Genomic DNA, 24,419 nt, shown 5'->3' with positions numbered 1-24,419 from the left:
GCCGGACCCGGCTCCTTTCCCGCTCCTGCCCCCGCTCTCCCCGTCTCCGCTCTCCCCTCGCTCACCCGAGCACTTCCCCACGAAGGAGTTCTCCCATGAACCAGCAGAACCAGTCCTCCAGCCAGGCCGCTTCCGCCTCCGCCGAGGCCGGTGCCCCCACGCCTGCCGGCGCCGAGCAGGACGCCGCAGGCGGTATCACACTCTCGGGCCGCAATCGTGCGTGCACCCGCGCCCGCGTCCTGGCAGGCATGGTTCTCACCAGTGGAATAGTCATCACGCTGAGTTCGATCGACACCTCGGTGTCCTCGCCCCAGTAGACGCGCCATTTCGCTCGGCGGGCCGCCAGGCCGAGCGAAATGAGGGGCCGGACGCCACACCACGGCTCCGGGTAATCTGATTATGCTTTGAGGTCATGCCTTCCCAAGCGTCTTCTCTCATCGGCCGGGATGCCCAACTGGGCTTACTCGAACGCGCCTTGTCCCAGGCTCGGCAGGGACGCGGCGGTGTGGTCTTCCTGGTGGGCGAAGCCGGGGTGGGCAAGTCCCGGCTGGCAGCCGAGGTCGTGGGCAGCGCGCTCGAGTTAGGGATGGGCGTGCTGCGCGGACGCAGCAGCACCACCGGTCCAGCGGTGCCCTTCCGACCGCTGACCGAGGCGCTGATGTCTCTGTTCCGTACCGGTGAATCGCTGGACGAGCTGCCCCTGGGGCCGTACAGACCCGTGCTGGGACGACTGATCCCGGACTGGAACACCGGTGCAGGCGACAGCAGTTCCATGGTGATCCTGGGCGAGGCCGTACTGCGTCTGCTCATGGCCACCGACCACGGTCGGGGTCGGATCGTGGTGCTGGAGGACCTGCACGACGCCGACCCCGAGACACTGGGCGTCCTGGAATACCTCGTGGACAATCTGGAGTACAGCTCGGTTCTGCTCCTCGCCACCATCCGCACGGACTTCAGCGACGTCCTGGACCTCGCGCAGTCGGCCCGCCGGCGTGGCACGGCCTCGGTCGTGGAGCTGTCGCCACTGACCCGCCCCCAGGTCTGCGAACTGGTGGCGGGTCAGTTGGGCACCACTGCGCAGGACGTGCCCGCGGCGGTGCTGGAGCGGTTGTGGGAGGGCGGCGCAGGCAGCCCCTACCTGGTCGAGGAGTTACTCCAGTCGATGATCGGCGCGGGCACCCTGGTGCAGGGGCCGGACGGCTGGCGGACGGTCGGTGATCCGCGCGGCGACGTCTCCTCCGCTCTCGCCCGGGGAATCCTGCGCCGTATCGACCGGCTGGGTGCGGAGGGCCTGACGCTGCTGTCGGCGGCGGCCGTGCTGGGCAGAAGGTTCCCGCTCACCGTGCTCCAGCGGATGACGGGCATTGACGACCGGGCACTGCTCAGCCATCTGCAGGCCGGCGTCGCGGCTCGCCTGGTGGTCCCGGACGAGCCCGCTCCCGACTGGTATTCCTTTCGTCATTCACCCACCGTGGAAGCCCTGTTCACTCAGCTGACGCCGACTCAGCGGGCGGACCTGGCACGCCAGGGCGCGGAGGCGGTGGAGAAGCTGCACCCGCAACTGCCCGGCGAGTGGTGCGCGCTCGCGGCCGGGCTGCGGTCCGCGGCCGGCGAGGACACCGCGGCCGGCAAGCTGTTCGCGGAGGCGGGGCGGCGGGCTCTGACGTCGGGCGCGCTCGGTTCGGCGGTAACCCTGCTCAGCCGGGCCGAGACGCTGCTTGCGGAGTCCGGCGACCCACAGGACCGGGCGGGTGCGCTGGAGCCGCTCCTGCCCGCGCTGGCCGAATCCGGCGACTTCGACCGGGCCTTCGACCTGGTCGAGCATCTCCACGCCCTGGACAGCGCCGGTCTGGGTGCGTCACGTCTGGCGATCCTGCACACCCGGTTGGCCAAAGTGGCTCACACGGCTGGGCGTTGGAGCGACGGCAACCGGCAGATCGACCGCGCCCGCGAGGTGCTGGGAGCGAGTCCGGATGGTGCGGCGACGGCAGCCGTAGACGTCACCGCTGCCTATCTCGCGCTGGACACACCTGGCACGGACCGCACCCAGCAAGCGGAGAAGCTCGCCCGCTCGGCGGCCGATGCCGCCGAGCGCTACGCGCTGCCTGCGGTCGCCTGCCAGGCATGGGAGCTGCTGGCGACCGTGGCCCGCGAGCGGGACCCGGACGAGTCCCGGGCCATGCTCGAAAAGGCCCTGTCGACGGCCGAACGGCACCAGCTCCCACTGCGGCGGATGTACGCGGCGACCCGTATCGCCGGCAATGACTGGCTGGCGGAAGGCGACACCTCCGGACTGTTGTCCGCCCGTGAGGAGGCGCTGCGGCTGGGCTCGATCAGCATCGTGCACACCGTGGACGGCATTCTCGTCCTGGACGGGGTGATGCGGGGTGTGCGCGAGGCGACGCGGGAAGCCGCCGTCGAGTGCCTCACGATCGTGCGGAGGCTCAAGCTCGCCCCCGCAGTCCGGTACCTCCTGATGTCATTGGCGTCGCTGGAGGCGCACCAGGGCGATCGACGGGCGATGGAGGCGGCCCTCGACTCGTTCGCGGAATGGGAGGGGGCGGGTTCGCAGGAGGAACCACTCACGTTGGGCATGGCACGCGCGTTCTGCGCCCTGTTGGAGGAGGACCGGGACCTCGCACGGGAGGAACTGGGGGCGGTGTCGGAACTGGAGCGGCACAATCCCAGCACCTATTACCTCAGCGGCACGCACGGGGTGGGGCTGCTGCTGGACGTGCTGGCCGGTGACGCGGACCGAACGCGACAGGAGGCGGTCGCCGCCACGGCGGTCGGACGGATGCGGTGGAACCGCCAGTTCGTCACCTTCGCCGATGCCGTCCTGCTCGGCCGGGAAGGGAAGAGCGAAGAGGCGGCCGAGCGCATCGGTGCGGCGCTGCGGGATGCCGCCGCGTACCCGACCGCCCTGCATCTGGGTCTGCGGCTGATCGCCGACGCGGCACACGAGGACGGCTGGGGCGAGCCGGTCGCCTGGCTCAGGCGGGCCGAGCACCACTTCCACGAGCAGGGGGTGCCTGCCGTCACGAATGCCTGCCGGGCCGCTCTGAGACGGCTCGGTGCCCCCGTGCACCAGCACCGAAGCGGCACGGACGGCATCCCCGAGCAGTTGCGGGCCCTCGGCGTCACGGTGCGGGAGTACGAAGCGTTCCGGCTCCTCGCCGACCGGCTGAGCAACAAGGACATCGCCGACCGGCTGTTCATCTCGCCCCGCACGGTCGAGAAACACATCGCCAGCCTGATGAACAAGACGGGTGCCGCGAACCGCGCGGATCTGTGTGCGCAGTCGACCCAACTGCCGGAGTTATGACGGGGGGGGCGGCCGGGGCCCGGTTCACTCCGGGGGTCTCGGCCTGCCCGCCGAGGTGGATCCGCTTGCTGCGAGCACATCGCTCCGCCGCGCCGTGCGGTCTGGCTTGAGCAACGCCTCTGATGGGCGTGACAGTTGAGACCCGACGCCGCGACGGCCGCCGTCTCCCCGCCCGGCGCCGCCACCGTCATCGGCCACAGATCCTACGGGACGGCGCGCTTCCTGCTCCGCCGGCAAGCCGCCATGGAGAAGGCCCGCGTCCAGTACGCCGAGACATACCGCGTCAGGCGCTTCGAGGCGCAGGAAGCGGCATGGCGCCACGCGACCCGACTGGCCGAGTACGTGACCGCTGCCCGCACACGAGTCGGGACCATGCCCTCAGGCCAGCAGAACCGAAGCCGTCACACATGTCCTGTCACGCGCCTGTCACCAACACCGTCGACGCACCTGGACCACCAAATCCAAACCCGCGTGAACAGGCTCGAATTGGACCGGGTGGACGCCAGAAGACGGTTCTGCTCACGTGTGCAGTGTTGGACCGGAAACCGCCGGCTTCCACCTCGCGGAATCCGCTCCGTCACCCGACGTTGGCGACCCGGATCGACGTTCTTGCTGGTCAGACGGCCGTCCTACTTGCACCACCAGCGGACATAGAACCTGCTGTCCCCCGGAAAACGGCAGAATCAGGCGGCTTCCCGGACGCCGGCATCCAGGATCCGGGCGGCTTTGGTGATACTGCCCGACATCAGGTGCGCTCCTCGCACTGCTTGCCGAGCGCGTCCCGGAAGCGAATCGAAGGGCGGGCCGCCGGTGGCGAGCGGCGCCCCACCGCCCGGACCCGGGTCAGCCCGAGACGCTCGCCCGGCCGTTCTCGATGTGCCCCATCAGCCGGCGCCGGAAGGCGTCGTCCCCGTCGACGCTGACGTCCAGGTCGTACCAGCCGTGCGCGTCGGCCGCCGAGTGCACCACGGTGCGGCTGCGCCCCGGCTTGACCTTGACGGTCCTGGTCCAGTCGCGCAGGTCCGCCTCGTCGACGTACCCCAGCGGCCGCACCGTGAAGGTGAGCGTCGTCCGCCCCGTGTTGCGCAGCGTGAGATGCAGATCGCGCTCACGGGCGTCGACCCGCGACGCAACCTCGGCCGGGGCACCGTCCTTCGCGGACCCGGCGAACTCGCGGCGGAAGCCGTTCGGCCCCGTCACCGTGAACCGGTACGCCGCGCCGGTGACGGGCACCGTCCACTGCGTCGTGCCCTTCACGTCCCGGTGCTGCGGAACGGGGAACTCGCCCGCGTACGGATACAGCGCGAAGTGCGCCGACGAACGCCCCGTGTTGCTGAGGACCACCTGCACCGCACCCTTCACCACCTTCGCCTGCGCGTCCGGCTGGTACGGCAGCGCACGGGCCGGGCGCGCGCCCGGCTCCTGCACGGGCATGTGCTGTACGAGGGGCGGCCTCGGCGACCAGCGGCCACTGAACGGCGGAATGGCGCCCGGCTGCTCCGCCTGGGGCCGGCGACGCCCTCGCGAGAAGTCGAAGGCGGAGGTCAGGTCGCCGGTGACGGTGCGCCGCCAGTCGCCGATGTTCGGTTCCTCCACCCCGGTCCAGCGCTCCAGGAAGCGGATCACGGAGGTGTGGTCGAAGACCTCGGAGCAGACGTAGCCGCCGATGGTCCATGGCGACACGACGAGCATCGGCACCCGGATGCCGAGACCGGTGGGCTTGCCCTCCCACTGCTCCTCGGTCACCTCGGGCGGGGCGACCGGCGGCGGCACGTGGTCGAAGAAGCCGTCGTTCTCGTCGTAGTTGATGATGACGGCGGTGTGCCGCCACACGTCGGGGTGCTTGCCCAGCGCGTCCAGGACCTTGTAGACGATCGTCGCGCTGTGGATCGGCGAGGAGACACTCGGGTGCTCCGAGTCGACGGCGGACGGCACCAGATAGGAGACCTCCGGCAGCGTGCCCGCCGCCACGTCCTTGGCGAACTCGTCGGCCAGCGTTCCGGTCTCCACCCGGCGCAACGCCCGCTCGAAGAGGCGGCGTTCGGCCTTGTCCAGGGTTGCGACGCCCTGCTCCAGCAGGCCGAACAGCCGCTCCCGCTCGGCTGCGTCCGCGTCCCGCACGGCGGAGTAGAACGACTCCATGTACGTGTGCCCGCCGGTCTTCGCCAACGCCTTGCGGGCAATGGCCTTGAAGGTGGCGAAGAACTCGATCTGGTTGTCGGTGAAGTTCTCCCACTCGGTGTACGTGCGCCAGCTGCGCCCGGCCTTCTCCAGCCGCTCCGCGTAGGTGCCCCAGTCGTATCCGGGGTGGGTGCCCTCGTCGTACGCGTCGTTGCCGACGGCTCGCTTGCCGTTCGGCTCGTTGCCTGTCTTCCCGCTCCACAGGTGGTTGCGGTTGGGGCTGGTAGAGGAGTGGATGGAGGAGTGGTAGGCGTCGCAGACCGTGAAGGTGTCGGCCAGCTCGTAGTGCAGCGGGATGTCACGGCGGTCGTAGTACGCCATGGTGGCGGCCGTCTTCGCGGATACCCAGCCGTTCATCCACCCACCGGCCCACGCCTTGCCGCCGCCGCTCCAGGAGTGGTCGAGCGCACCGATGTACTGGAGGTCCTTCTTCTGCGTCTCGGCGGCGCCTCGCACCGGGAACGGCAGCACGGAGGTGCCCAGGGGTGCGGGCTGCTCGAAGACCGGCTTGCCCGAGGGCAGCTCGACGGCGTTGCGGTCACCGAAGCCCCGTACGCCCCGGAGCGTCCCGAAGTAGTGGTCGAAGGAACGGTTCTCCTGCATCAGGATCACCACGTGCTTGATGGCTCCGAGCCCGTCACGGCCGCCGGACCCCGCCGAATGTGCCGGCTGCGCGGCTATCGCGGCCTGCAGCGAAGGCGGCAGCAGCGACCCCGCCGCCGCAGCGCCGAGCGCACCGCCGCCGAGCGCGAAGAGCCGTCGCCGTGAAATGTCCGTGGTCAAGTTGAGCCTCCCGAGTTCTGTCGTACAGCCGGGAAGCTAATCAAGCCGGGTGGCGCGGGGAAGGATTTCGTACGGCTACGCGGTGAACCTCCAACAGGTCGTATGGGAAGTCCAACCGCCCAGCACGCACCCCAGCAGACCCGCACCGCACCGCCCGCATCGCTCGCCCCGTCCGCATCGCTCGCCAACGAGCCGGCCGAGCCGGCCGAGCTGGCCAGCCTGCCGAACCAGGGAATCCGTGCTCTCCGCGCGAACGGAGGCGAACCGTACTTGGGCGACATGGCCATGCGGGCGGATGCAGCCCGGCGGCCCTGGTTGTCGGGTGGCGGCGGGCGGTCAGGCCTCAGGGTCGACTTCGGGGTGCGTGAACCGCACGGGCTTGCCCAGCGACCGGGCGTAGGCGATTTCGGCTCGGGTGCTGTCTCCGATGTAGTCGCCGACCACGAGCACCTCATCGGCGAGCCGGATCTTCGCCCGGTGCAGATCGTCGAGTCGAGCCTTCAGCGCCTCGGCCTCGACGGGATCGGACCAGAGTTCGTGCGGCGACTTCATGTCACAGCCCGGTTTGACCACGATCCTTCCGGCTCCGGTCTCCCGCAGATCGGCCTCGTTCATCTCGGTCATGAAGCGGGTGGATCCGCAGATCACGACGATACGCGGAAGGCTCAACTGCTTCTTCGCGTCGGCGAGCCTCTCCTCGGGGGTGAGCAGTCGCGGGTAGGACACCGGTTCCTCCTGGTGGTGTGGTCCAAGGGATGCCTGCGGAGACGAGAAGGAGGGTGTCCAGGATCGTTTTTTGACGAATCGACGTGGCCACCCTCGCGACGGCACTCTATGCGACGACCGACGACATGCTGAAGGAGCGTCCCGACCTGGCGGCGTGGCTCCCGCCGGTCGGCATTGCGCCCCGCCTGAGCGATGCCGAAATGGTCACCCTCGCCGCGATGCAGGCCGTAATCGGCTGCACCTCCGAGGCCGATTGGCTCCGCCCTGCCCGTGGTCACCTGCGCCACCACCTCGAACGGCACCGAGGCGCACACGCAGAGGTGTCGTGGCCCGCGCCGACGACCAGCGCCTACGCGCCGTCGTCGACGGGCCGAACGTTGCCTGCCGCGGCAACAGATCTCTTCCGGTCGGCTGTCATCGGTTGCCCGAGGGCTCACACGGCCCAGGTCACTCCGGCCCCGCCCTCTCCTCGGGCGGTGTGTTCCGTGGGGCGGGCCGGGACACGAGTGCGGGCAGGGAGCGGGCCGCCGGCGCGCCGATCAGCTCGGGGTGCACGAAGAACCCCTTCTCCTCCTCGGGCTTGACCGCGTCGGTGGTCAGCGGGTTGGCCCTGGCCCAGTCGTCGCAGCGGACTCCGGTGATCTGCCAGCAGACCTCAAGGCCTGCCCCGCCCCCCGCGATCGCGAAGGTGTGGTCGGCGAGGGGGCGGCTGACGTGGAGACCGGGGGCGGGGGCGCCGACGGCGGTGAGCTGATAGCGGAAGGACTCGTTCAACGACTCGAACCAATCCGGCAGTTCGACCGTCGCACTGCCGTCCTCGTCGAGGACGGCAGTGCCGTCGTAGACGTTCTTCAGCTCGGAGGAAACGACCGCGGCGTGGACCAGATAGCGGTCCTCGGGCTGGATCGGGTGGTCGATCCTCACGCGGTTCGCGCCTTCGTAGAGCGTTCCGGTGATCACGACGTCGCCGTCCAGATAGGCGGCTCTCGACGCCCCCTTCGCGTACAGACCGGTGGCTCCATCCGCTTCGACTCCGTAGCCCTGGGCGCTGGTGCCGTGGACGCCCGAACCGAAGGTGCAGGTGCCCTCGACGCCGGGATTCGTGCCGCCGCCCTTGCCGAACACCCCGGCGTTTCCCGTACTGCTCCCGGACAGGCCGGGTCCGGCACCTCCGGTGCCCTGCACTCCGGGGTTCGCGCCGCCGCCCTTGCCGGACACTCCCACGCCCTGCGTACTCGTGCCCGAGACACCGGTGCCCTGTGTGCTCGACGCGGAGACACCCGCGCCACTCGTGCTCTCGGCGAGGACTCCCGCACCGCTGGTGCTGACGCCCTTGAGGCCGGCCCCGCCGCTGCCGGTGCCGACGACTCCGGCGCTGGATCCGCCTCCGGTACCGGTGACGCCGACGCCTCCAGCACTGGCGCCGGACACGCCCGGACCCGAGGCGCCGGTTCCCTCCACTCCGGCGTTCGCACCGCCGCCCTTCCCGGTGACGCCCACCCCCTGCGTGCTGCTGCCGGAGACTCCGGAGCCCTGCGTGCTCGTACCGAGCACACCCGCGCCGGACGAGCCGACACCCTCGACGCCGGCGGAGGCCCCTCCGCCCGTTCCGTGGAGGCCCGGACCGCCGGTGCTGGTGCCCGAGACTCCCGGGCCGCCGACTGCGCGGCCCGAGACGCCCGCGCCCTTGCCCTTGCCCTCACCGGTGACACCGTCGCCCTTTGTGCTGGCGCCCGAGACTCCGGGACCTTCCGTGCTCGTGCCGGACACTCCCGGTCCGGCCGGGGACTTCCCGTCCACTCCCGGGGAGGTGCTGCCCGCCTGGCCTACGACTCCGGAGCCTTCCGCACTCGTTCCGGACAGCCCGGGACCTGCGGTGGCCGTGCCGACGACGCCCGCGCCCCTGCTGCCGCCCGTGCCCGTGACGCCGTCGCCCTGGGCGCTGGATCCGTCGACCCCTGGGCCGGTGACGCCGGCACCGATGACTCCCGGGCCGGAACCGGTGCCCTCGCCCGAGATGCCGGGGCCGCCGGCACTCGTGCCCGACACACCGGGGCCGGCGGCCGAGGACCCGCGCAACCCGGGGCCGGGGCCGGTGGCCGTTCCGGACACACCCGCGCCCTGGACGCTGTTGCCTTCCACTCCAGGACCCTCGATGCCGATGCCGAGGACGCCGGGGCTCTTGAGAGCTCCCTCGCCCGTGACCCCGACCCCTTGCGTGCTCTCGCCCTTCACGCCCGGGCCTTGACCACCGGTGCCGAGCACCCCGGGGCCGATTCCCTTGCCCAGGCCCGAGACCCCGATCCCGCCGACGCTGATCCCGGCAACGCCCGTGCCCCCCTGGACGTGCTGGGACCGGCCCACGACTCCTACGCCGCCGTCCTGTTTGTTGTCGCCGAACACACCGCCGACCGGTTCCTCGGCCGTGCCCGTGTTCCCGCTGCTGCCGATGACGCCGCTCCCCCTGGAGCTGTCCCCCCACACACCGAACACCTGCGGCTCTGTGTACCCACTGGATTCGTCCTGCCCTGTGATCGGTCCCGCGGCTGACATGGTCGTCTCCTCTCGGTGCGCCGAAGGGCGCTCCGGACGGTCACTGGTAGGCCAGTCGGACGCAGAAGACCTTCACCGCCTTGTTCGCTTCCGCGCCGTCGACGTCGACCTTCAGGTAGTAGCGGCGCGACTCGTTCGAGATCTTCACGTCGCCGTCCAGTGGGACGGGAGTGCCCAGATTCGTGGACTCGACGAGGACGTTGGTGCCGCCTCCGGTGTTCCTGATGTCACGGCCGATGAGACTCACCTTCAGCGTGCCGGTGCCGGACAGATTGGTCCCGGTCACCAACAGCGACCGTACGAAGGCACCGTCCGGGAGTACGACGTTCATGAAGCCGTGCGCCTCGGTCTTGCTGTCCTGCTTCTCGACCATGTCGATGGCCTGCGACCAGGCAACCCGCTCGGCTCCGGCGTCGGTGTAACGCACCAGGGCCGGGGTGAGTGTGAGAAATCTCGTCGGTGCGCCCAGCGCGTCGATGATCTTGTTGATCTGGTTCTGCGCCAGCCCGGCGAACTCGGCCTCCAGCAGGTGGAAGCGCTGGTTGAGTCCGTCCTCGCCGCCCGCCTGGACGCGGTCCCGGTTGTCGATCCAGTCCTTGTGGCTGAACTGAGGTCGGTAGAGGTCAATCATGACGGTCGTCCTTGCGTAGGTGGATGAAGGGCGATGAGAAGGGATCCGCGACGTGATACGTCGGGAAGGTGTGGAGGCGGGGCCGTTCCGTCTCCTCGGGGTCCAGACCGGCCAGGCTCCTCAGCCGGTCGGTGCGGCACTCCACGCCGAGAGGGTGGAACCAGTTGAGGACGTTGAGGATCAGGTCGTACTGCTCCTTCGTGACGGCGGCGCCGGGCTTCGACTCCAGCGAGGGTTTCAGCCGGACCTCGCACTGGTAGGGCCGCAGCCCCTCACCGGGGAGGTACGTGGTCCGGATGCTGACCCGTCCGGGCACGCGGCCGACGACCTCGCACACCGGGGCGCCGGGCGTCGCCGGTTCGGCGGCGCCGTTGCCGTCCGGAGTGGACGACCACGCAAGTACCTCACCCATGCCGGTGCCCAGCGGAAGCTCGGCGTCGAGCCGCGGCGGAGCGGGCGGACGTTCACCGAGCGGTGCGGGATCGGCAAGGAGCACGGTGCCGCCGTGGCGCGGAGCCATGACGAGGCAGGGCGGGTACGGGGCACCGGAGGGACTCGCGGCGAGGGCGGTCCCGCCTCGTCCCGGGCTGAACACCTGCGGCAGGCGAGCGTCGGTGGCGACGTCGACGAGGTGCACCCGGCCGGCCGCCGATGGTGTGCCCTCCGTCGCCGTGTACAGCAGCTTCCCGTCGCCACCGAGGCTCAGCGCCACCGGCTCGGCACCCGCGGGGAATCCGTCGATGAGTGCTGTCGGATTCTCGTCCGGCGGGTGGTAGACCCGGATGCCACCGCCGCCGTCCGAACCTGCTCCGGGGCAGATCACGTACAGCTTGTTCCCGTCAGGTGTGACGGCGGCGGAGTGGGCCTTCGGGTCGCCGGTGTCGACGGTCTCGCGCAGGGTCAGCGTCGCGCGTTCCACGCGGCACCACCGGCCGTTGTCGAGAACGGCGAACAGGAAGGGACTGCCGGCGGCAACCACGAGGGACTTGGGTACGGCAGGCAGTTGCAGCGGGGTCGCCTGCTCGCCGGTCGCCAGGGCGAAGGCGCGCAGTGTCCTGTCGCCGCAGCCGGCGTAGAGCCGGTCGGTGTCCGTCGCCAGGGATACGGGGCCGGGGCAGGTGAGCTCCGAGGGGGTGGCCGGCTCCAGGTTCGCGGGAGTCAGGACCGAGATGCGTCGGAGCCGTTCGTGCGCCACGAAGAGGCGTCCGCCGCCGAAGGCGAGAGCACCGGGGAAGGGTGCGACCCTGCGTGAGGTGCCCGGACGAATCCGCGGGGCGGGGCGCTGCGATTCGGCCTGGAGGGCGAAGGAGGTGACCCGGTGCGTGCCCGGCTCGGCGAGGAAGAGACGTGAGCCGTCGCCGGCGAAGCAGGCCGCGGTGGGTTCGGCGGCGGGGGCCGTCTCGAAAAGGGCGGACTCCTGGGTGTCGACCTCGCTCGGGCCGGTCACCGTGAGCTGCTCGCCGGGGGCGACGGCGACGCGGACGGTCTCCGGTCCGCCCGGCTCGTCGGGTCCGTCGATCCGGATGAGGTCGAAGCGTGCCGCGAAGGCCCGTGCCGCGAGGGCCGACGCGGTCAGCGTGGGGTGGCGGAGCCGCAGGGCCCGGCCCTGGGCGTGGAGGGCGGTGTCGGGGTCGGGGCCGGGGGCGGCGGGGCCGTCCGGGGGCGGTTCGCCCTCGGCCTCCGGGACATACGACTTGAGCACCATGAGGTCACCGGTCAGGTCCGAGAGCCGGTCGAGCAGCCGGTCGAGGGCGTCGGCGGTGACGCGTTGCATCATCCGGTTGCCGGGCTCGGTGCCGTAGTCGACGCGGCGCGGGGGCTGGGTCAGGTCATCGGTGCGCACGTGCAGCATGTGCGGGTCGAAGTCGGTGGTGGGCGGACCCGCCGCGGCCACCTCTGCGGGGTCGCGGCGACCGGTGCCGCTGATGCTCTGTCCGGCCGTGAGTGCGCTGTCGGAGAGGCCGATCCGGATCAGGCGGGTGCCGCTGCCGACGTGGCCGTGGCGTACGACCTCGACCCGGACCGAGACGTCGCCGGCGCCGAGGGCGTGCAGGGTACCGGGCTCGCGGGGCAGGAAGACGGCGTCACCGGCACCCGAGCGGAGGACGGACCAGCGGATCTCGGCATCGGTGAGGTGGGAGAGGTCGGGCTCGATGCCGAGGACGAGTGCGCCGCCCTCCGTGACATCGGGCAGGTCGGAGGGCGTGTCCGCGGGGCCCGTGGTGATGCTGAGGACATCGCCGCGCGGCTGGGCGGCGTAGATGTGGCCCTCCCTGGTGTGGTGGACCCAGCCGAATCCGGCCGCATGGGCGAGCGCGCCGAGTTGTGTGGGGCCGATGTCCGGCTCGTGGGTGAGGAGGACGGCCCGCCCGACGCCGTGCAGGCCGGTGGCGGTGGCGTCGTACGCCTTGAGGACGTGAAGTGAGCCGGTGGCCGGGACATCCGGTCCCGTGGGCCGGTCCAGTGCGGCGAGGCGGCGACGTAGTGCGTCCAGGGCACGTACGACGACGAGTTGCATCCGGCGGCTGTCCTCGCCGTCCGCGAAGGTCAGTCCGGGATCGTCCGGATGGCTGATGAGCCAGGCCGGGTCGAAGTCGGGTTCGTCCCGTGCGGCGGTGCCGACGGCGGACTCCTCCGGCGTGCCGAACTCGCCCTCGGCGGTGACGGACTGGCTCACCAGGAGTTCCGTCGGGAGCACGCGCAGGGAGTGACCTCCCGTGGCCACGGCTCCGGTTGGCTCGCGCACCTCGAAGGGCTCGGGGTCCTCCGGGGCCACGGCGATCGCTTCGGCCGCCGCGTTCACCGCGGTCCGGAATCCGTCAGTGGTGGGCAGCAGCCAGCGGTGGAAGATACGGAGCCGGCGGCGGTACTGCTCATCGGCTTCGCCGGTGACCGGGCCGAAGGTCGAACGGGCCGCGTCGGAGATCCGGACCTCTTCGATCAGGCCCGCGTACTGCGCGGTGGACTCTCCGTCGTCCAGAGCCTCCGTGCCCCGGCCGATCACGAGGTCGGCGGTGCTGGTCAGTGTGCCGAGGGCTGTTCCGGTGGCGCGGTGGGCCACCTCGTGTCCGTCGAGGTACAGCAGGACGGTGGCGGTCGGTCCCTCGCGGTCGAGCGCGCCTGCGATGTGGTGGAAGGCTCCGTCGCCGAGGTCGCGGTCGGCGAACAGGGCGACCTCGGTGCTGCCGTCGGAGACGGAGAAGCGGAGGTTGTGGTCGATGCCGCGGAAGGTGCCCACGGTCAGGGACCAGCCCTTGTCCTCGGGGGTGTTGAGCTTCCTGCGTTTGGAGATGACTGCTCCGGTCGTCGCGGTGGTGGCCCGGTCGGGTCGCACGACCGCTTCGACGGTGAAGGGGGCGGTGGCGGGGAGGTCGAAGACCGGAGCGTCGTCGACGCTGATGAGGCCCTTGCCCGGCCCGAAGCCGAATGCGTGCGAGAAGCGTCCCGTCCGGCCGCTGTGGGCGCCGGTGTTGTGCCCCTGCCGGGTGGGTGTGCCGGGTGCGGCGGCGTCGACGACGGTGGTCACCTCGGCTTCGGGGTCCGGGGGTTCGTCCTCGTCGGGCGGCGGGACGTCGTCGAGGTGGAAGAGCGCGGTCGTGTCGTCGTCCACCGCATGCGGCCGGGGCGGAAAGCGGGGTGCACCGAGGTCGAGGCCCAGCAGGTCCAGGCTGACGCCGTGGGCGGTGTCGGTGTTCCGCTGGGCCGTCACGTCCCGGAGGTGATCGGCGATGGTCTCGTGTTCCGCGCCGATGACCCAGAGCAGTTTGGCCATGTTCCCGAGCAGTGCGGTGACTTCCCAGCTGACGGTCCCGAAGGTACGGGCGGGGGCGACGGGGGCGAGTTCGACGAGCTGCAGCCGGTCGGTGATGTCGGCCGCGGAGCCGGAGATCGGGACCGTCACGGCGCGTCCGGCCGGGTGACCCGCCGGGATCGGCACGTCCACGCGCTCCGGGGCCGCTCCCACCTCCCGGGTGAAGGAGACCCGGACCGTGAGGGGTTCGGTGACGTCCTGCCGGGGGGCGAGCAGGTAGCGGGGCGAGGCGGGCGGCTTGCCGTAGAAGCGTTCGTAGGCCGCGAAGCCGTACTCGCCGACGACGATCGTCCCGTCGTCCCGCGCGGTTTCGAGCGGAACGGTCATACGCTCCATCCCCCGGTCGTACGTGGCCGGGAGGGCGTCCCGCATGACGGCCAGTGCGCCGCCCGGCAGCGGGTCACGGAAGCGGGGAAGGCCGCAGGGATTCGGCGTGCTCATGTGACCACGACCTGGAGGTCGGCCATGGAGGTGTCCACGGAGAAGCGGGCGATCTCGTCGGGGGCGAGGTCCAGGTTCTCGCCCACGGACAGTTCGTGGGAACCGCCGTAGGTGCCTCCGCCGTAATAGGTCTGCCCGAAGGCGGGGGCGAAGCGCCGCAGACGCAGGCTCTGCACGTCCACCACTCCCGCGGCGGTGCGGGCGCCGAGGACGATGTCGGAGTGGAGCACGCCGTGTCCGAGCCGGAGCCGGTTGACGGAGGCTCGTACGGCGTCGAGGATCTCGCCCTTGACGGCTTCCTCGTCGTGGCCCGCCTCGACGACCAGCGTGGCGCGTATCCCGACGTCGACCTGGTTGGCCGCGAGGATGTCGGGGAACACCGATATCGGCCGCCACTGCCGTACGACGTCGAGGACTTCGTCGTACACGCCGGGGACGAGCGCCTCGCCGCTGTTCCAGGGCCAGCCGGGCTCGGCGGCGACGACGAGGTCGAAGAAGTAGGGGGAGCCGGTCTGGCGCTCCCTGGAGAAGGCGCGGCTGCCGAAGCGGAAGGTTCCGAAGGAGCGCCGGGTGGCCTCCACCCCGCCGAGGGGGTCGAAGATCGCCGCGTCACGCACGCCGTTCACGTCGAGCACCTGGGCGAGCAGCGCTTCCTGGGTCCACACGGTGCGGGGGACGCCGAGCAGACGGGCACGGTAGACGGCGTCGGACTCGCCGAGGTTCCCGTCGTGGAAGGTCTGCTGCACGACGGGCTTCACCTCGGCGGTGCCCAGGTTGAGGTTGTGCCGGGCCCACTCGGGGTCGAGTCGCAGCTCGCGGCCGGCGGGAATGTTTCCCGCTGCGCCGCGCGCGACGGCCTCGACCTCGACCGGGGCGGACGGCTGCTCCGTGGAGAGGACGACTGCCCGTGTGCTCCGGAAGGCCAGGATGCGCTCGTCGGGCGCGGGCACGGTCACGACGAGCGTGCCCTGCGGGAAGACGTAGCGGCGGTCGGCCTCCGGCTGGGCGATCGTCAGGCCGACCGGCCCGCGGGCGCGCAGTTCGCGGCGGGGCAGTCCGAGGTCGCAGCCGAGCAGGTCCAGGCTGGGGCCCGCGGCGGTGGTGATGAAGGTGCCGTAGTACTGGGATTCCAGGGCCCGCCACAGCTCGTGGCTGGAGTAGGCAGCGGCGTCCAGGACCTTGCGCAGGGCGCTGCCGGACGTGAGGTCGACATCGTCGCCGAACATGGCTCGGGCGCGGGTCTGCTGATCGGCGATGATCCGGTCGATGCCCTTGACGACGAACCCGTCCTCGGCGACGCCGAACCGTTCCTCGGAGGTCATGGGGTTCCCCTTGCTCGGAGGGTGAGAGTGGTGTTCGCGACGGTGTCGACGACTGCGTAGACCGCGTAGATCCGTGCCGCGTGCGCGGCGGCCACCTCCCGGCGATGGGTCTCCTCGTCGAGTCCGGGCCGCAGCTCCAGATAGCGCGGGTCGTCGTCGAAGAACACCTCGCGCACGTCGGTGACCCGGAAGTCGGAGCTGAGGCAGCGGACGAGTTCCATCGTGAGGAACTCCTTGCGCGTGGGCAGGTCCTGGGCGTAGGCGCCGATTGCCAGGCGGTCGAAGCCGAACCGGGTGTTGAGCCGGTCGCTGCCCGCCTGGGTGGCGACGCCCAGCTCCAGTGCCTGGTTCAGGGCGTCGGCACCGACGACGAGGGCGAGGTCGTGGGAGCGTCCGTCGAGGACGAGATCCCCGTCGTCGAGGGCAAGGCTCCGGCCGAGGCTCGGTGCGCCTTCCCGGGGGACCTCGCCCGACAGGTACGGGCGGATGCCGGCGGCCGGCTCCCCGACTGCGGCCGAGGGGTCGAAGGCGGTCGCGGGCGTCGCGGTGGGCGGCGAAGCGCCGGCCCTGAGCGAGTCTCCGGCCTGCCCGCCGGGCCGGTCCGCGGCCTCGGCGCCGCCGGCAGGAGGGCCCTCGCGCCGCTCCAGCGGTTCGTTCCCGGTCATAACAGGGCCTCCAGCACGCTCTGGCCGGTCGTCTCCACCGTCCACAGCCCGGGTCCCTGCCCGCTCGCGGTGACTCCGGAGGCCGTGGCCAGCAGGACCGGGGTGCCGCCGACGGTCAGCTTCTTCGACCAACCGTCGGGGGTCGCCGGGGTGATGACGCAGGGCTGGGGGCCGGCCGGAGTGGTCGCGGTGCAGGGCGTGATCATGCCCGGTACGGGGGTGGCCGCCGAGCCGAACACGAGGCCGCCCTCCTTCCCGGCGAGGATGACGCCTCTGCCCTGGACGGTGACCCGGGGGTCGCCTGCGGCGAACGTGAGCCTGCCCTGGTGGGTGCACTGGATGATCGCGCCTTCGACCAGTACGAGGGGCATCAGCTGATCGCCACCTTTCCCTTGCCGATCGTGAGGGTCGCTCCCCCGGACTTGAGCACCACGTCCTGGCTTCCGCCGTCGACGGTGACGTTGCCGTCGGCGTCGATCTTGACGGTGGTCCCCGACTTGTGGGTGAGCAGGAAGACTTCGGCGTCCCCCTCGGTGGGCCGTTCGCCGACGGGTGAGCAGGCTTTCTCGCCGATCGCGATCTTCAGCCCGATCGCCTCCACGACCCGGCGGCCGTCCGCGGCGGTCAGGTCGTTGACGCCCTTGCCGGTGGGCTTGGGCGAGTTGCCGCTGGTGAGCTCGGTGGGCAGGCAGAGCCACCAGTCGCCCTCCTTGGACTTCGGGCGGTCCGCCTTGGGGTCGTTGGCCCACAGGAATCCCGTCACCACGGTGTCGTCGGGGTCGTCCTTGACCTGGTTGAGGAGTGCGCGCATGCCGCTGTACACCGGGACCGACAGACCGACGTTGTGCCAGGCGAAGGGTGACGCGACAGGCTTGTCGTGCCGTTCCCCGTTCTCCCCGGTGACCGCCACGTCCACGCTGGGCGACGCCATGGCCTCGTTGGGCCGCTGGCCGACGAGTACGCTCGCCACCCGCTGGGCCGGATCGGCCTTGTCGACGTGGCCGACGTCGACGGACGGGTTGACGGCGGCGCGCTCCTGGGCCTTGCCTGCGATCAGGTCGGCGATGGAGTGGGCGCTCGCCTTGCGGGCGAGCTCACTGCGCCGGTGGTTGCCGCCCTCCATGCTGAACTCCACGGCGCGGCCGGTACAGGTGTATCCGGTCCGCGGCGAGAACGTGTGGGTCAACTGCAGGACGCGGAAGCCCCGGAGCGGCTTCTCGTAGCCCTCCACTCCCGCTGCCACCATCTGCCCGGCCCGCAGAGAGGGGACGCCCAGCACCGTGAAATCGAAGACCCCGACCTTCTCCGGGTCGGCCGGGTCGGTGGTGAGAGTCTGTTTGCCGACCGCTTCCAGCTGTGCGGGTTTGAACTCTGCCAGCCGGGCGGCGGTCATCGTCCTGTGCGCGACGAGGCATTCCTCGCTGAGCATCATCGCCGCGAGCACCGCGTCCTTGGGAATGTCGGGGAACCTGCTCTTCTCGGGCGGATGGCTGAGGGTCTTCCCGCACTGGACCGCCCCGTCCTGGACGAGGATTTCGTACCCCCATTCGTCGGCCATTGTTCTGAGCAGTGCGAAGGCGTTCTTCCCGGTCCTGTTGATCTCGCGGAGATAGGCGCAGGGTTCCTCCGGACCCACCGTCTTGACCCCGGCGAGCCCGGCGATGTGCTCCGCCGCGTCAAAGGGCGTCGTCCCGGCCTTCGAGAAGGCGGCCCTGGCCGGACTGCTGCCCGGGTCGGTGTGGTTGAGCAGCCGGTACGCGGCCTCCTCGAACCCGGTGAGGCGCATGGCGAGCGGAGGGAACCGGGTCGTCGACTTGATCGCGTCGACCCTGCCCGACAGAACCACTTCCCGCGCGGAGGGGTCGTCCAGGTATCCGAGGTGGATGTCGACGTCGACTCCGGCCTCGGGGCCGGTCTTCTCCACGAGAGCGGCCGTCAGCGCCTTGTGAAGGTCGATCGGCAGGTCCGCGAAGGTGATGTCGAACGTTCCCGGTTCACCGATCTCGTACTTGACGGTGATCTCGGCGTCGGCCAGCACCGACCCGCTGCGGGCGTCGTTCGAGATCTTCTGCCGCAGGATCGGGAAGTCGAGCAGGTACCAGAGGATCACGCCCATCGCTGTGCCACCCCGATCACGATCCGGGAGCCGTAGTGGCCGCTTCCGTTGAGGTTGCCGCGGGCCACCACCGCCTCTACGAGCTTGACTGCCAGCGGTCCCGCCGCGTGGACGAGATCCGGCTCGGGAACGAGCTTGCGCAGGAAGAGGACGCGCGGGCCGTCGGCGCCGGGGCCACTCACCCTGAGCACCAGGTGGCCTGGGGGCACGGGCTGCAGTTCGGGTCTGATCGGCTGGGGCGACCGGCTCCACTCGGCGAGGTCGTACAGCGTCTCGGGCGGATCGTCCTCACCCCCGTCGAAGTTGGCGTACAGGGCGAAGTCGTAGGCGATGTCGCCCACCGGGCACCGGAATGCCTGTGGAAGCCCCGCGTCGGGCTCGACCGGAAGCCGGTGGAAGAGGAGTTCGGCGGTCATAGTCCGCCTCCCAGCTGGCGGGCCGGGGAGATCATCTCGCTGACGCTGGGGATCGCGACGGAGCCGGCGGCGAGCGCGATGTCCATGGCTTCCCCGAGCATCGCGGTCAGGCTGGAACGAGGTACCTGTTCGAGACTGATGGTGACGTCGAGGGCGTCGCGCTTCTGGTTGGACTGGGTGAAGCGCAGGCTCGTGATCTGCATGTCGAGGCTGACGGTCATCCCGCAGACGACCGGCAGCCCGGCCACCTTCATCAAGGGTGCCGTGGAGCCCGCCAGCGCACGCGAGGTGAGCGCCATCGCCTCCAGCCCCTTCTTGGACAGCAGACGGGTCCTGCCGACGAGTACGGCTTCCACACTGATCGATCTGGTCGTCGGCGCGACGAGCTGGGCGAGGCGGCTGCCTGCGATCCTGGCCACCTGATACCCCTCGCTCAGGGACAGACTGGTGACCGTGAACAGCGGCACCGCGCCGATCAGGACGGGAACGTTCACACCGGCGGGCATGGTCCACGCCTGCTTTCCCTGGTCATTTCTCCCGGCCTCCTTGCTTGTTCGCCCGCTTCTTCTTCCGTGCCGGCTTCTGCGGGTCCTCGACGACGTCGTGCAGCGGTTCGCCCAGCACGTCTTCGGAACCCACATCGACGCGCGTGCGGGGTTCGGGCTCCACGCGAATGCGCGGCTCGGGCTCCACGCGGATGCGCGGTTCGGGCTCCACGCGGATGCGTGGCTCGGGCTCCACGCGGATGCGTGGCTCGGGCTCCACGCGGATGCGTGGCTCGGGCTCCACGCGGATGCGGGCGGCGTCTGCGGACGGCTCTGCGGGCTGAGCCTCGGTCGCCACCCTCGTGTGCGCTTCCGCTTCGGGGAGGGGCTCGGTCTCGGACGTGGTCGCGGACTCGGGCCTGACCTCCGGCTTGGCCTCGGGCTTGGCCTCGGACTTGACCTCCGGCGGTGCGGCCTCGGTCTTGAGCTTCGCCTTGCGCTTGGGTGGGGCCTCGGATCCGGCCTTGGCGTCGGGCTCGGGCTTCGCCTTGGGCCTGGTCTCGGACGCGGGCTTCACATCGGCCTTGGGCCTCGCCTCGGACGCAGGCTTCACATCGGCCTTGGACTTCGCATCGGCCTTGGGCGACACATCGGACGCGGGCCTCGCCTCGGACGCGGACTTCACCTCGGACGCGGACTTCGCCTCGGATACGGGCTTGGCCTCGGCTACCGGCTTGGCCTCGGGCTTCACCTCGGGCTTGGCCTTCGCCTTCGCCGGGGGCTGAGGGTTCGGGACCGGCCCGGGGCCCGTCGTCCTCGGGCTTGCCTTCCGGGGCGCCCGTGGCGCCCTCTTCCTACGCGGTGGGGCCTTCACCTTCTCGAGCAGCTCGAGCTGCTCCGCGTCGGTCAGCCACTCCAGGTTGTGCTTGTACCCGTCGAACCACTGGGCGAAGTTCTCGCTTCCCGCACCCGTGGCGGGGGGAGGGTGCCACCCGTGGATGAGGTCCTCCTTGATCCTGGACATCTCGTGGACCACACCGTCCGCACCACTCTGCTTCCTGGCCTCGACCAGTCGCCTCGTCATCTCCTTGTAGTAGTTGTCCGTGTGCAGAACCTGATGACGTGTCCCGGCCTGAGCGATGATCTTCGGGTCCGTGGAAGTCTTGGGCAGGTAGATACCGTTCAGCGGGTCGTCGTCCGGATTCACACCCGCCCATTCGAGGATGTCCCTCACCGGCTCGGCACGGCGGTCCGACGCCGGCGCGAGGTGGTGCGCGTCCTCCCCGTACGCCTTGTGCTGGCCGATGCCCTCCATGGACGCCGTCAGCTCGTGCGACGGCGACCCGGCCTCCCCGGTCTTCGACTTGAGCTTGTCGCGGGTACCCAGCTGCTCCGCCGGGGCCTCACCGGGCTCGTGGTGCAGGGCCTTGGCCTCACGGCTCGCCTTCGCCTCCGCCTCCGCGAAGATGTCGGCGACGTGGCCCTCGGTCGTGCCCTGGGCCCTGAGCGCATCCTCGAACTTCTCCAGGTGCTCCATGGCCTTCGCCGGGTCGGTCTCGGACATCCGCGCGATCTGCTGCAGCGCGTTCCCCATCGCCTTCGGGTTCTTGACCTTGTTCTTCGGGAACCGCTTGCGCAATTCCTTGATCCGCTGCAGTACCGGGGCCCGTTCGGCGACCGTCGCCCTGACAGGGGGTGCCTTGAGCGGCCGGTCCACCCTCCGCCAGGCACCCTTCTTCCCCTGGCGCAGCTTGTCGAGGAGTTCGCTGAACTCCACCGCCTTGCCGTCGGCGACGTCCTTCGCACGGATCTTCTCAAGTCTCGCGATCATGGCGTCGAAGACCTCCGCCCCTCCGGCGGAGCGGGCGTGCATCTGACCCACGACCGTGATCCCGTACTGGTGGACGGCGTCCATGCGCCGGCTGTCCCCGGCCAGCATCGCCAGCAGGTCGGCCTTCACCTCGGCCTGGGCCCCGATGCGGCCGAAGCCGATCTGTTCCAGCATCTTGGTGAACCGAGCACCCTCGCCCTCCTGGAGCGCGTCTGCCACTCGGCCGACCTCGGCTATCGCGAAGCCGTCCTTCCCGGTCAGCCGGCCGAAGGCGTACGCCAGTTCCGGCGTGAGGCCCCCCGACTTGGCGCCGAACACGCGCAGGACCTCGGCCTTCCCTCTGATGTCGGTGAGGACGGGGCCGAGCCGTGGATGCTCCATCAGCGCTGTCAGATGGCTGCCCTTGGGCACCTCGACCTCTTGCAGGACCGCGCCGAGGCGGGCGCCGTCCTCCTCGGGCAGCATGATCAGCAACTCCGCGACCGCGTGCTCGTCCTTGAGCCCGTTCAGTACGGCGCTGCCCGCGTGCAGCGCCTCGGCCAGCCGGGTGAAGCGCGCGGCGATCCTCTCGCCTTCGAAGACCTTGAGCATCTTGAGAAAGCGCAGGACGGCGACGATCTTCTCGATCTTGACGAGTGCCTCGACTGCGGCCTGGATCTCCGTGATCCAGGTGAGCGCCTCGATGATCACGGCCCATTTGATCCTCGTGGCCACGCGTGGGCCGACCCCGAAGAGAGCGGCACCGCGCAGACCCTCGACGAGCGTGGCACCGACCTTCGTGAGCAGAACCTGCAGTTGCCTGGTCGACTCGGCGTGACCGTAACTGGCCAGGTAGCAGGTGACCGTGAGCTTGTGGAGCTCCCAGAGCCCGGAGAGAATCTTCTCGGGCTGGGTCAGCATGATCTTGAAGGAGTCGAGCGTACCCAGGACGAATCCCATCGCCGCCCTGATGGCCTCCTCGAACTCGATCATCATCTTGAGGTCGACGACAGCGGTCTGCTCCTGCTCGACGTTCCGGCTCAGCCCGGTGTCGTGGTGCATCGACAGATTGAGTGACTCGGCCACGAGTCCGATGAACTCCCGCACGGTCAGGGACTTGTGGTCCCCGAACTTCTTGCCGACCTCCGTGAGCAGCTCCCAGAGCTCGCCTCCCATGTCGGCGAAGAGCTGCTCGTACAGGCCGGCCCGGATCAAGCGGTCCCGGACCGCCTGCAATTGGGCCAGGCCGTCCAGCGATTTCATGATCTCGATGATCGCGTGCCGCTGTTCCTCGAACGTCCACGCCTTGACCAGGATCTCCAGGTACTTCTCTCTCGTCCTCTCGTCCACCAGGGCGAAGGCCTTCGCGTTCATCTCGCCCAGCTGGGCGGCGGCCTTCTCCAGGCTTTCGTCGTTCCCGGCGAGGCCGGCGTCCACCAGGCGGTCGAGCTCCTGAAAGGTGAGGAACTTCAGTTCCTCGGCCGAAAGCCAGTGTTCCTGCGGGGACTTGCTGATCCGGATCCAGCGTTTGCCCTCGTCCGCGCTCCCCCACACCCAGCCGCGTTCCTTGGTCCACAGCAGATTCACTCCGTACCGGTGACCGTCGAGCGTGGTGACGACGGGCAGGACGTGGAAGCCCGTGAAAGTGCTTATCCTCTGGCCCTCGAGCTCCCAGCTCGCCACCTCTTTGCCGATGATCTCGTCGGTGACGGTGGGTGCGGTGGCGACGGCCCAGTAGAAGCTGCCCGACGTTCCGAGCGGCCCCTCCAGGACGGCGAAGGAGCGGGCGCCGAAGAGGTGGTCGCCCAGTTGGACCGCATGGATCAGGCTGCGCGAGCGTACGTGGCGGGTCGCCTCGCCCAGCATCACGAGCTGGGTGGCGCCGATGACCATCACGGCGCGTCCGTCGACCGGGCTGGGCCCCTGGATGACGTCGCTCTGCGGATCCGTCACCACCGTCACGTCGGGGTCCTGTTCGGAGTCCGCCTCGGTAGCCCCGCCGGACCCGCCGGCCTCGCCGGACGCGGGTACGGATGCCGTCGTCGCGTCTGTGCCGATCGTGGCGGTAGGGGCGGTGGGCGCGGCCGCCTCGGGGAGGGGCGGCGGCTGCGACGCGGTGTCGGTGGTGGGGGCACCGGTCTCGCTGTCGCCCGGGTCCGTGTCCGGGTCCGTGCCCGTGTCCGTGGTGGCGGCCGTCTCGGAGGTCTCTTGTGTGCCGGCCGCCGGCGAGCCGATGTGTGCGGCGGTCTCCTCCGTACCGTCCCCTCGTTTCTCGCCGGGACCGGCCGCGCCGGTCCCCTCTCCGGCACCGCCCCTTGCCTCCTTCTCGTCCCCCTCGTGCCCTCCCGGCCCTTCTCCCCCGCCGTCGTCCGTGCCGTCCACGGCCATGGCGAAGGTGAGGTGGCCGGAACTGCCCGGATTGGGCTCCACCGGTGTTCCGGCCTCCGCCCCGTCGCCGGACGGCGGCGCCCCCGGCTGTGGGCCGGTGATCCCCGCGCCCTCGTCGTCCTTGTCGATCGCATCGGCTACCGCGCGGAGCAGCAGTGCTTCCAACAGCCCTTCGTAGGTGGGACGTTCGGCGTACCCGGTGAAAGCGACCGACGTCGGCAGATGTAGTCGCCGGAATGCCACGCCGCGTACCGCCGGCTGCGCGGCGGTGCCGGGTGTGGCTTCGACCGGTGTGTTCACGGCGCCGCCCACGAGCGGTCCGGCTCCTCGGCCGGGATGATCTCGGTGTATCCCGCCGCCGCGATCCTGGCCCGCGCGAAACGCAGGCGTGCGATCAGGGCCTCCTCGACGACCTCGCCCAGTCGCTGCAGAGCGGCGGGCGAAGGACTCCCCGTGACCCTTACGGTGATGGGGAAGTGACAGGTGATCGTGGGCATGTGAACACTCCTGTCGCGGTCTCGGCCGACGGCCTCGTACATGGCCCGGCCGACGGCCGCGAACTCAGCTGAGGGCCTCGTGCAAGGCCTCGTAGATTCCCGACACGAGGTCCTGGCGGGTCTCCTCGGCGATGTCTCCCACCAGGACCACCTCGATCGGGAAGTGGAAGTGGAGGTCGGCCCCCGGACCGGAGACCACGACGGGCTCCGGCCCGGCGACCTCGGGCAGCGTGCCCTCGGGCTCGGCTTCCTGCTGTGACATGGGGTCC

16 protein-coding genes and 1 pseudogene are annotated in these 24,419 nt (G+C 70.4%); 3 read left to right on the top strand and 14 right to left on the bottom strand.

What is annotated here, in order from left to right:
* Nucleotides 1–95 precede the first annotated feature (95 nt).
* Both ABT025_RS12220 and ABT025_RS12215 read left to right on the top strand, forming a co-directional pair.
* On the top strand, nt 96–317 hold the full coding sequence (locus tag ABT025_RS12220; protein ID WP_350992804.1) for a hypothetical protein: 222 nt from the start codon (nt 96–98) through the stop codon (nt 315–317).
* Nucleotides 318–412: 95 nt separating this feature from the next.
* The gene (locus ABT025_RS12215) at nt 413–3,325 is read left to right on the top strand and encodes a helix-turn-helix transcriptional regulator (protein WP_350992801.1); all 2,913 of its coding nucleotides are present in this window, start codon (nt 413–415) and stop codon (nt 3,323–3,325) included.
* An 843-nt stretch (nt 3,326–4,168) separates the two neighbouring features.
* On the opposite strand, the gene ABT025_RS12210 is transcribed toward ABT025_RS12215, so the two are convergent.
* A complete protein-coding gene (locus ABT025_RS12210; protein WP_350992799.1) occupies nt 4,169–6,289 on the bottom strand; it encodes a phosphocholine-specific phospholipase C in 2,121 nt (706 codons plus the stop codon).
* 336 nt (nt 6,290–6,625) lie between these two features.
* Nucleotides 6,626–7,015 (bottom strand): hypothetical protein, encoded by a 390-nt coding sequence (locus ABT025_RS12205; RefSeq protein ID WP_350992797.1) that lies wholly within the window; start codon nt 7,013–7,015, stop codon nt 6,626–6,628.
* A 125-nt stretch (nt 7,016–7,140) separates the two neighbouring features.
* Here ABT025_RS12205 and ABT025_RS12200 point away from each other — a divergent pair.
* Nucleotides 7,141–7,302: pseudogene (locus ABT025_RS12200) on the top strand (IS982 family transposase); the annotation flags it as partial.
* A gap of 160 nt (nt 7,303–7,462) precedes the next feature.
* Here the strand turns inward: ABT025_RS12200 and ABT025_RS12195 are convergent.
* The 12 genes from ABT025_RS12195 to ABT025_RS12140 form a co-directional block, all read right to left on the bottom strand.
* Complete coding sequence (locus tag ABT025_RS12195) at nt 7,463–9,568, bottom strand: autotransporter outer membrane beta-barrel domain-containing protein (protein WP_350992795.1); 2,106 nt, start codon at nt 9,566–9,568, stop codon at nt 7,463–7,465.
* 40 nt (nt 9,569–9,608) lie between these two features.
* Nucleotides 9,609–10,199: a hypothetical protein gene (locus ABT025_RS12190; RefSeq protein ID WP_350992793.1), complete on the bottom strand. Its 591-nt coding sequence runs from the start codon at nt 10,197–10,199 to the stop codon at nt 9,609–9,611.
* Nucleotides 10,192–14,451 (bottom strand): LamG-like jellyroll fold domain-containing protein, encoded by a 4,260-nt coding sequence (locus ABT025_RS12185; RefSeq protein WP_350992789.1) that lies wholly within the window; start codon nt 14,449–14,451, stop codon nt 10,192–10,194. Before ABT025_RS12185 ends, ABT025_RS12190 begins: the two co-directional genes overlap by 8 nt.
* On the bottom strand, nt 14,448–15,773 hold the full coding sequence (locus ABT025_RS12180) for a baseplate J/gp47 family protein (protein WP_350992786.1): 1,326 nt from the start codon (nt 15,771–15,773) through the stop codon (nt 14,448–14,450). Before ABT025_RS12180 ends, ABT025_RS12185 begins: the two co-directional genes overlap by 4 nt.
* Nucleotides 15,770–16,438, bottom strand: coding sequence for a hypothetical protein (locus ABT025_RS12175; protein WP_350992784.1), 669 nt, complete (start codon nt 16,436–16,438; stop codon nt 15,770–15,772). The genes ABT025_RS12180 and ABT025_RS12175 overlap by 4 nt, the downstream gene beginning before the upstream one ends.
* Nucleotides 16,435–16,809: a hypothetical protein gene (locus tag ABT025_RS12170; RefSeq protein WP_350992782.1), complete on the bottom strand. Its 375-nt coding sequence runs from the start codon at nt 16,807–16,809 to the stop codon at nt 16,435–16,437. Before ABT025_RS12170 ends, ABT025_RS12175 begins: the two co-directional genes overlap by 4 nt.
* Entirely contained in the window at nt 16,809–18,548 is a 1,740-nt protein-coding gene (locus ABT025_RS12165; RefSeq protein WP_350992780.1) for a hypothetical protein, read from the bottom strand. The genes ABT025_RS12170 and ABT025_RS12165 overlap by 1 nt, the downstream gene beginning before the upstream one ends.
* Nucleotides 18,545–18,970, bottom strand: a complete 426-nt coding sequence (locus ABT025_RS12160; protein WP_350992778.1) for a hypothetical protein — start codon at nt 18,968–18,970, stop codon at nt 18,545–18,547. The genes ABT025_RS12165 and ABT025_RS12160 overlap by 4 nt, the downstream gene beginning before the upstream one ends.
* A complete protein-coding gene (locus tag ABT025_RS12155; RefSeq protein ID WP_350992776.1) occupies nt 18,967–19,476 on the bottom strand; it encodes a hypothetical protein in 510 nt (169 codons plus the stop codon). The genes ABT025_RS12160 and ABT025_RS12155 overlap by 4 nt, the downstream gene beginning before the upstream one ends.
* A 22-nt stretch (nt 19,477–19,498) precedes the next feature.
* Entirely contained in the window at nt 19,499–23,965 is a 4,467-nt protein-coding gene (locus ABT025_RS12150) for an AHH domain-containing protein (protein WP_350992774.1), read from the bottom strand.
* Nucleotides 23,950–24,150 carry a hypothetical protein gene (locus tag ABT025_RS12145; RefSeq protein WP_350992772.1) on the bottom strand — a complete coding sequence of 67 codons (201 nt, stop codon included), beginning with the start codon at nt 24,148–24,150 and terminating at the stop codon, nt 23,950–23,952. The genes ABT025_RS12150 and ABT025_RS12145 overlap by 16 nt, the downstream gene beginning before the upstream one ends.
* 64 nt (nt 24,151–24,214) lie before the next feature.
* Nucleotides 24,215–24,412: a hypothetical protein gene (locus tag ABT025_RS12140; RefSeq protein WP_350992770.1), complete on the bottom strand. Its 198-nt coding sequence runs from the start codon at nt 24,410–24,412 to the stop codon at nt 24,215–24,217.
* Between the last annotated feature and the right edge of the window lie 7 nt (nt 24,413–24,419).

The sequence above is a fragment of the Streptomyces sp. NPDC002809 genome, from assembly GCF_040295435.1.
Taxonomy (GTDB): Bacteria; Actinomycetota; Actinomycetes; order Streptomycetales; family Streptomycetaceae; genus Streptomyces.
Note: the sequence above shows the minus strand (reverse complement) of the source record. Positions and strands in the feature narration are given on the sequence as shown.

Coding starts and splice junctions, on each gene's coding strand:
- ABT025_RS12220 (WP_350992804.1), top strand. CDS start 96: ATGAACCAGCAGAACCAGTCCTCCAGCCAGGCCGCTTCCGCCTCCGCC.
- ABT025_RS12215 (WP_350992801.1), top strand. CDS start 413: ATGCCTTCCCAAGCGTCTTCTCTCATCGGCCGGGATGCCCAACTGGGC.
- ABT025_RS12195 (WP_350992795.1), bottom strand. CDS start 9,568: ATGTCAGCCGCGGGACCGATCACAGGGCAGGACGAATCCAGTGGGTAC.
- ABT025_RS12190 (WP_350992793.1), bottom strand. CDS start 10,199: ATGATTGACCTCTACCGACCTCAGTTCAGCCACAAGGACTGGATCGAC.
- ABT025_RS12185 (WP_350992789.1), bottom strand. CDS start 14,451: ATGAGCACGCCGAATCCCTGCGGCCTTCCCCGCTTCCGTGACCCGCTG.
- ABT025_RS12180 (WP_350992786.1), bottom strand. CDS start 15,773: ATGACCTCCGAGGAACGGTTCGGCGTCGCCGAGGACGGGTTCGTCGTC.
- ABT025_RS12175 (WP_350992784.1), bottom strand. CDS start 16,438: ATGACCGGGAACGAACCGCTGGAGCGGCGCGAGGGCCCTCCTGCCGGC.
- ABT025_RS12170 (WP_350992782.1), bottom strand. CDS start 16,809: ATGCCCCTCGTACTGGTCGAAGGCGCGATCATCCAGTGCACCCACCAG.
- ABT025_RS12160 (WP_350992778.1), bottom strand. CDS start 18,970: ATGACCGCCGAACTCCTCTTCCACCGGCTTCCGGTCGAGCCCGACGCG.
- ABT025_RS12155 (WP_350992776.1), bottom strand. CDS start 19,476: ATGCCCGCCGGTGTGAACGTTCCCGTCCTGATCGGCGCGGTGCCGCTG.
- ABT025_RS12145 (WP_350992772.1), bottom strand. CDS start 24,150: ATGCCCACGATCACCTGTCACTTCCCCATCACCGTAAGGGTCACGGGG.
- ABT025_RS12140 (WP_350992770.1), bottom strand. CDS start 24,412: ATGTCACAGCAGGAAGCCGAGCCCGAGGGCACGCTGCCCGAGGTCGCC.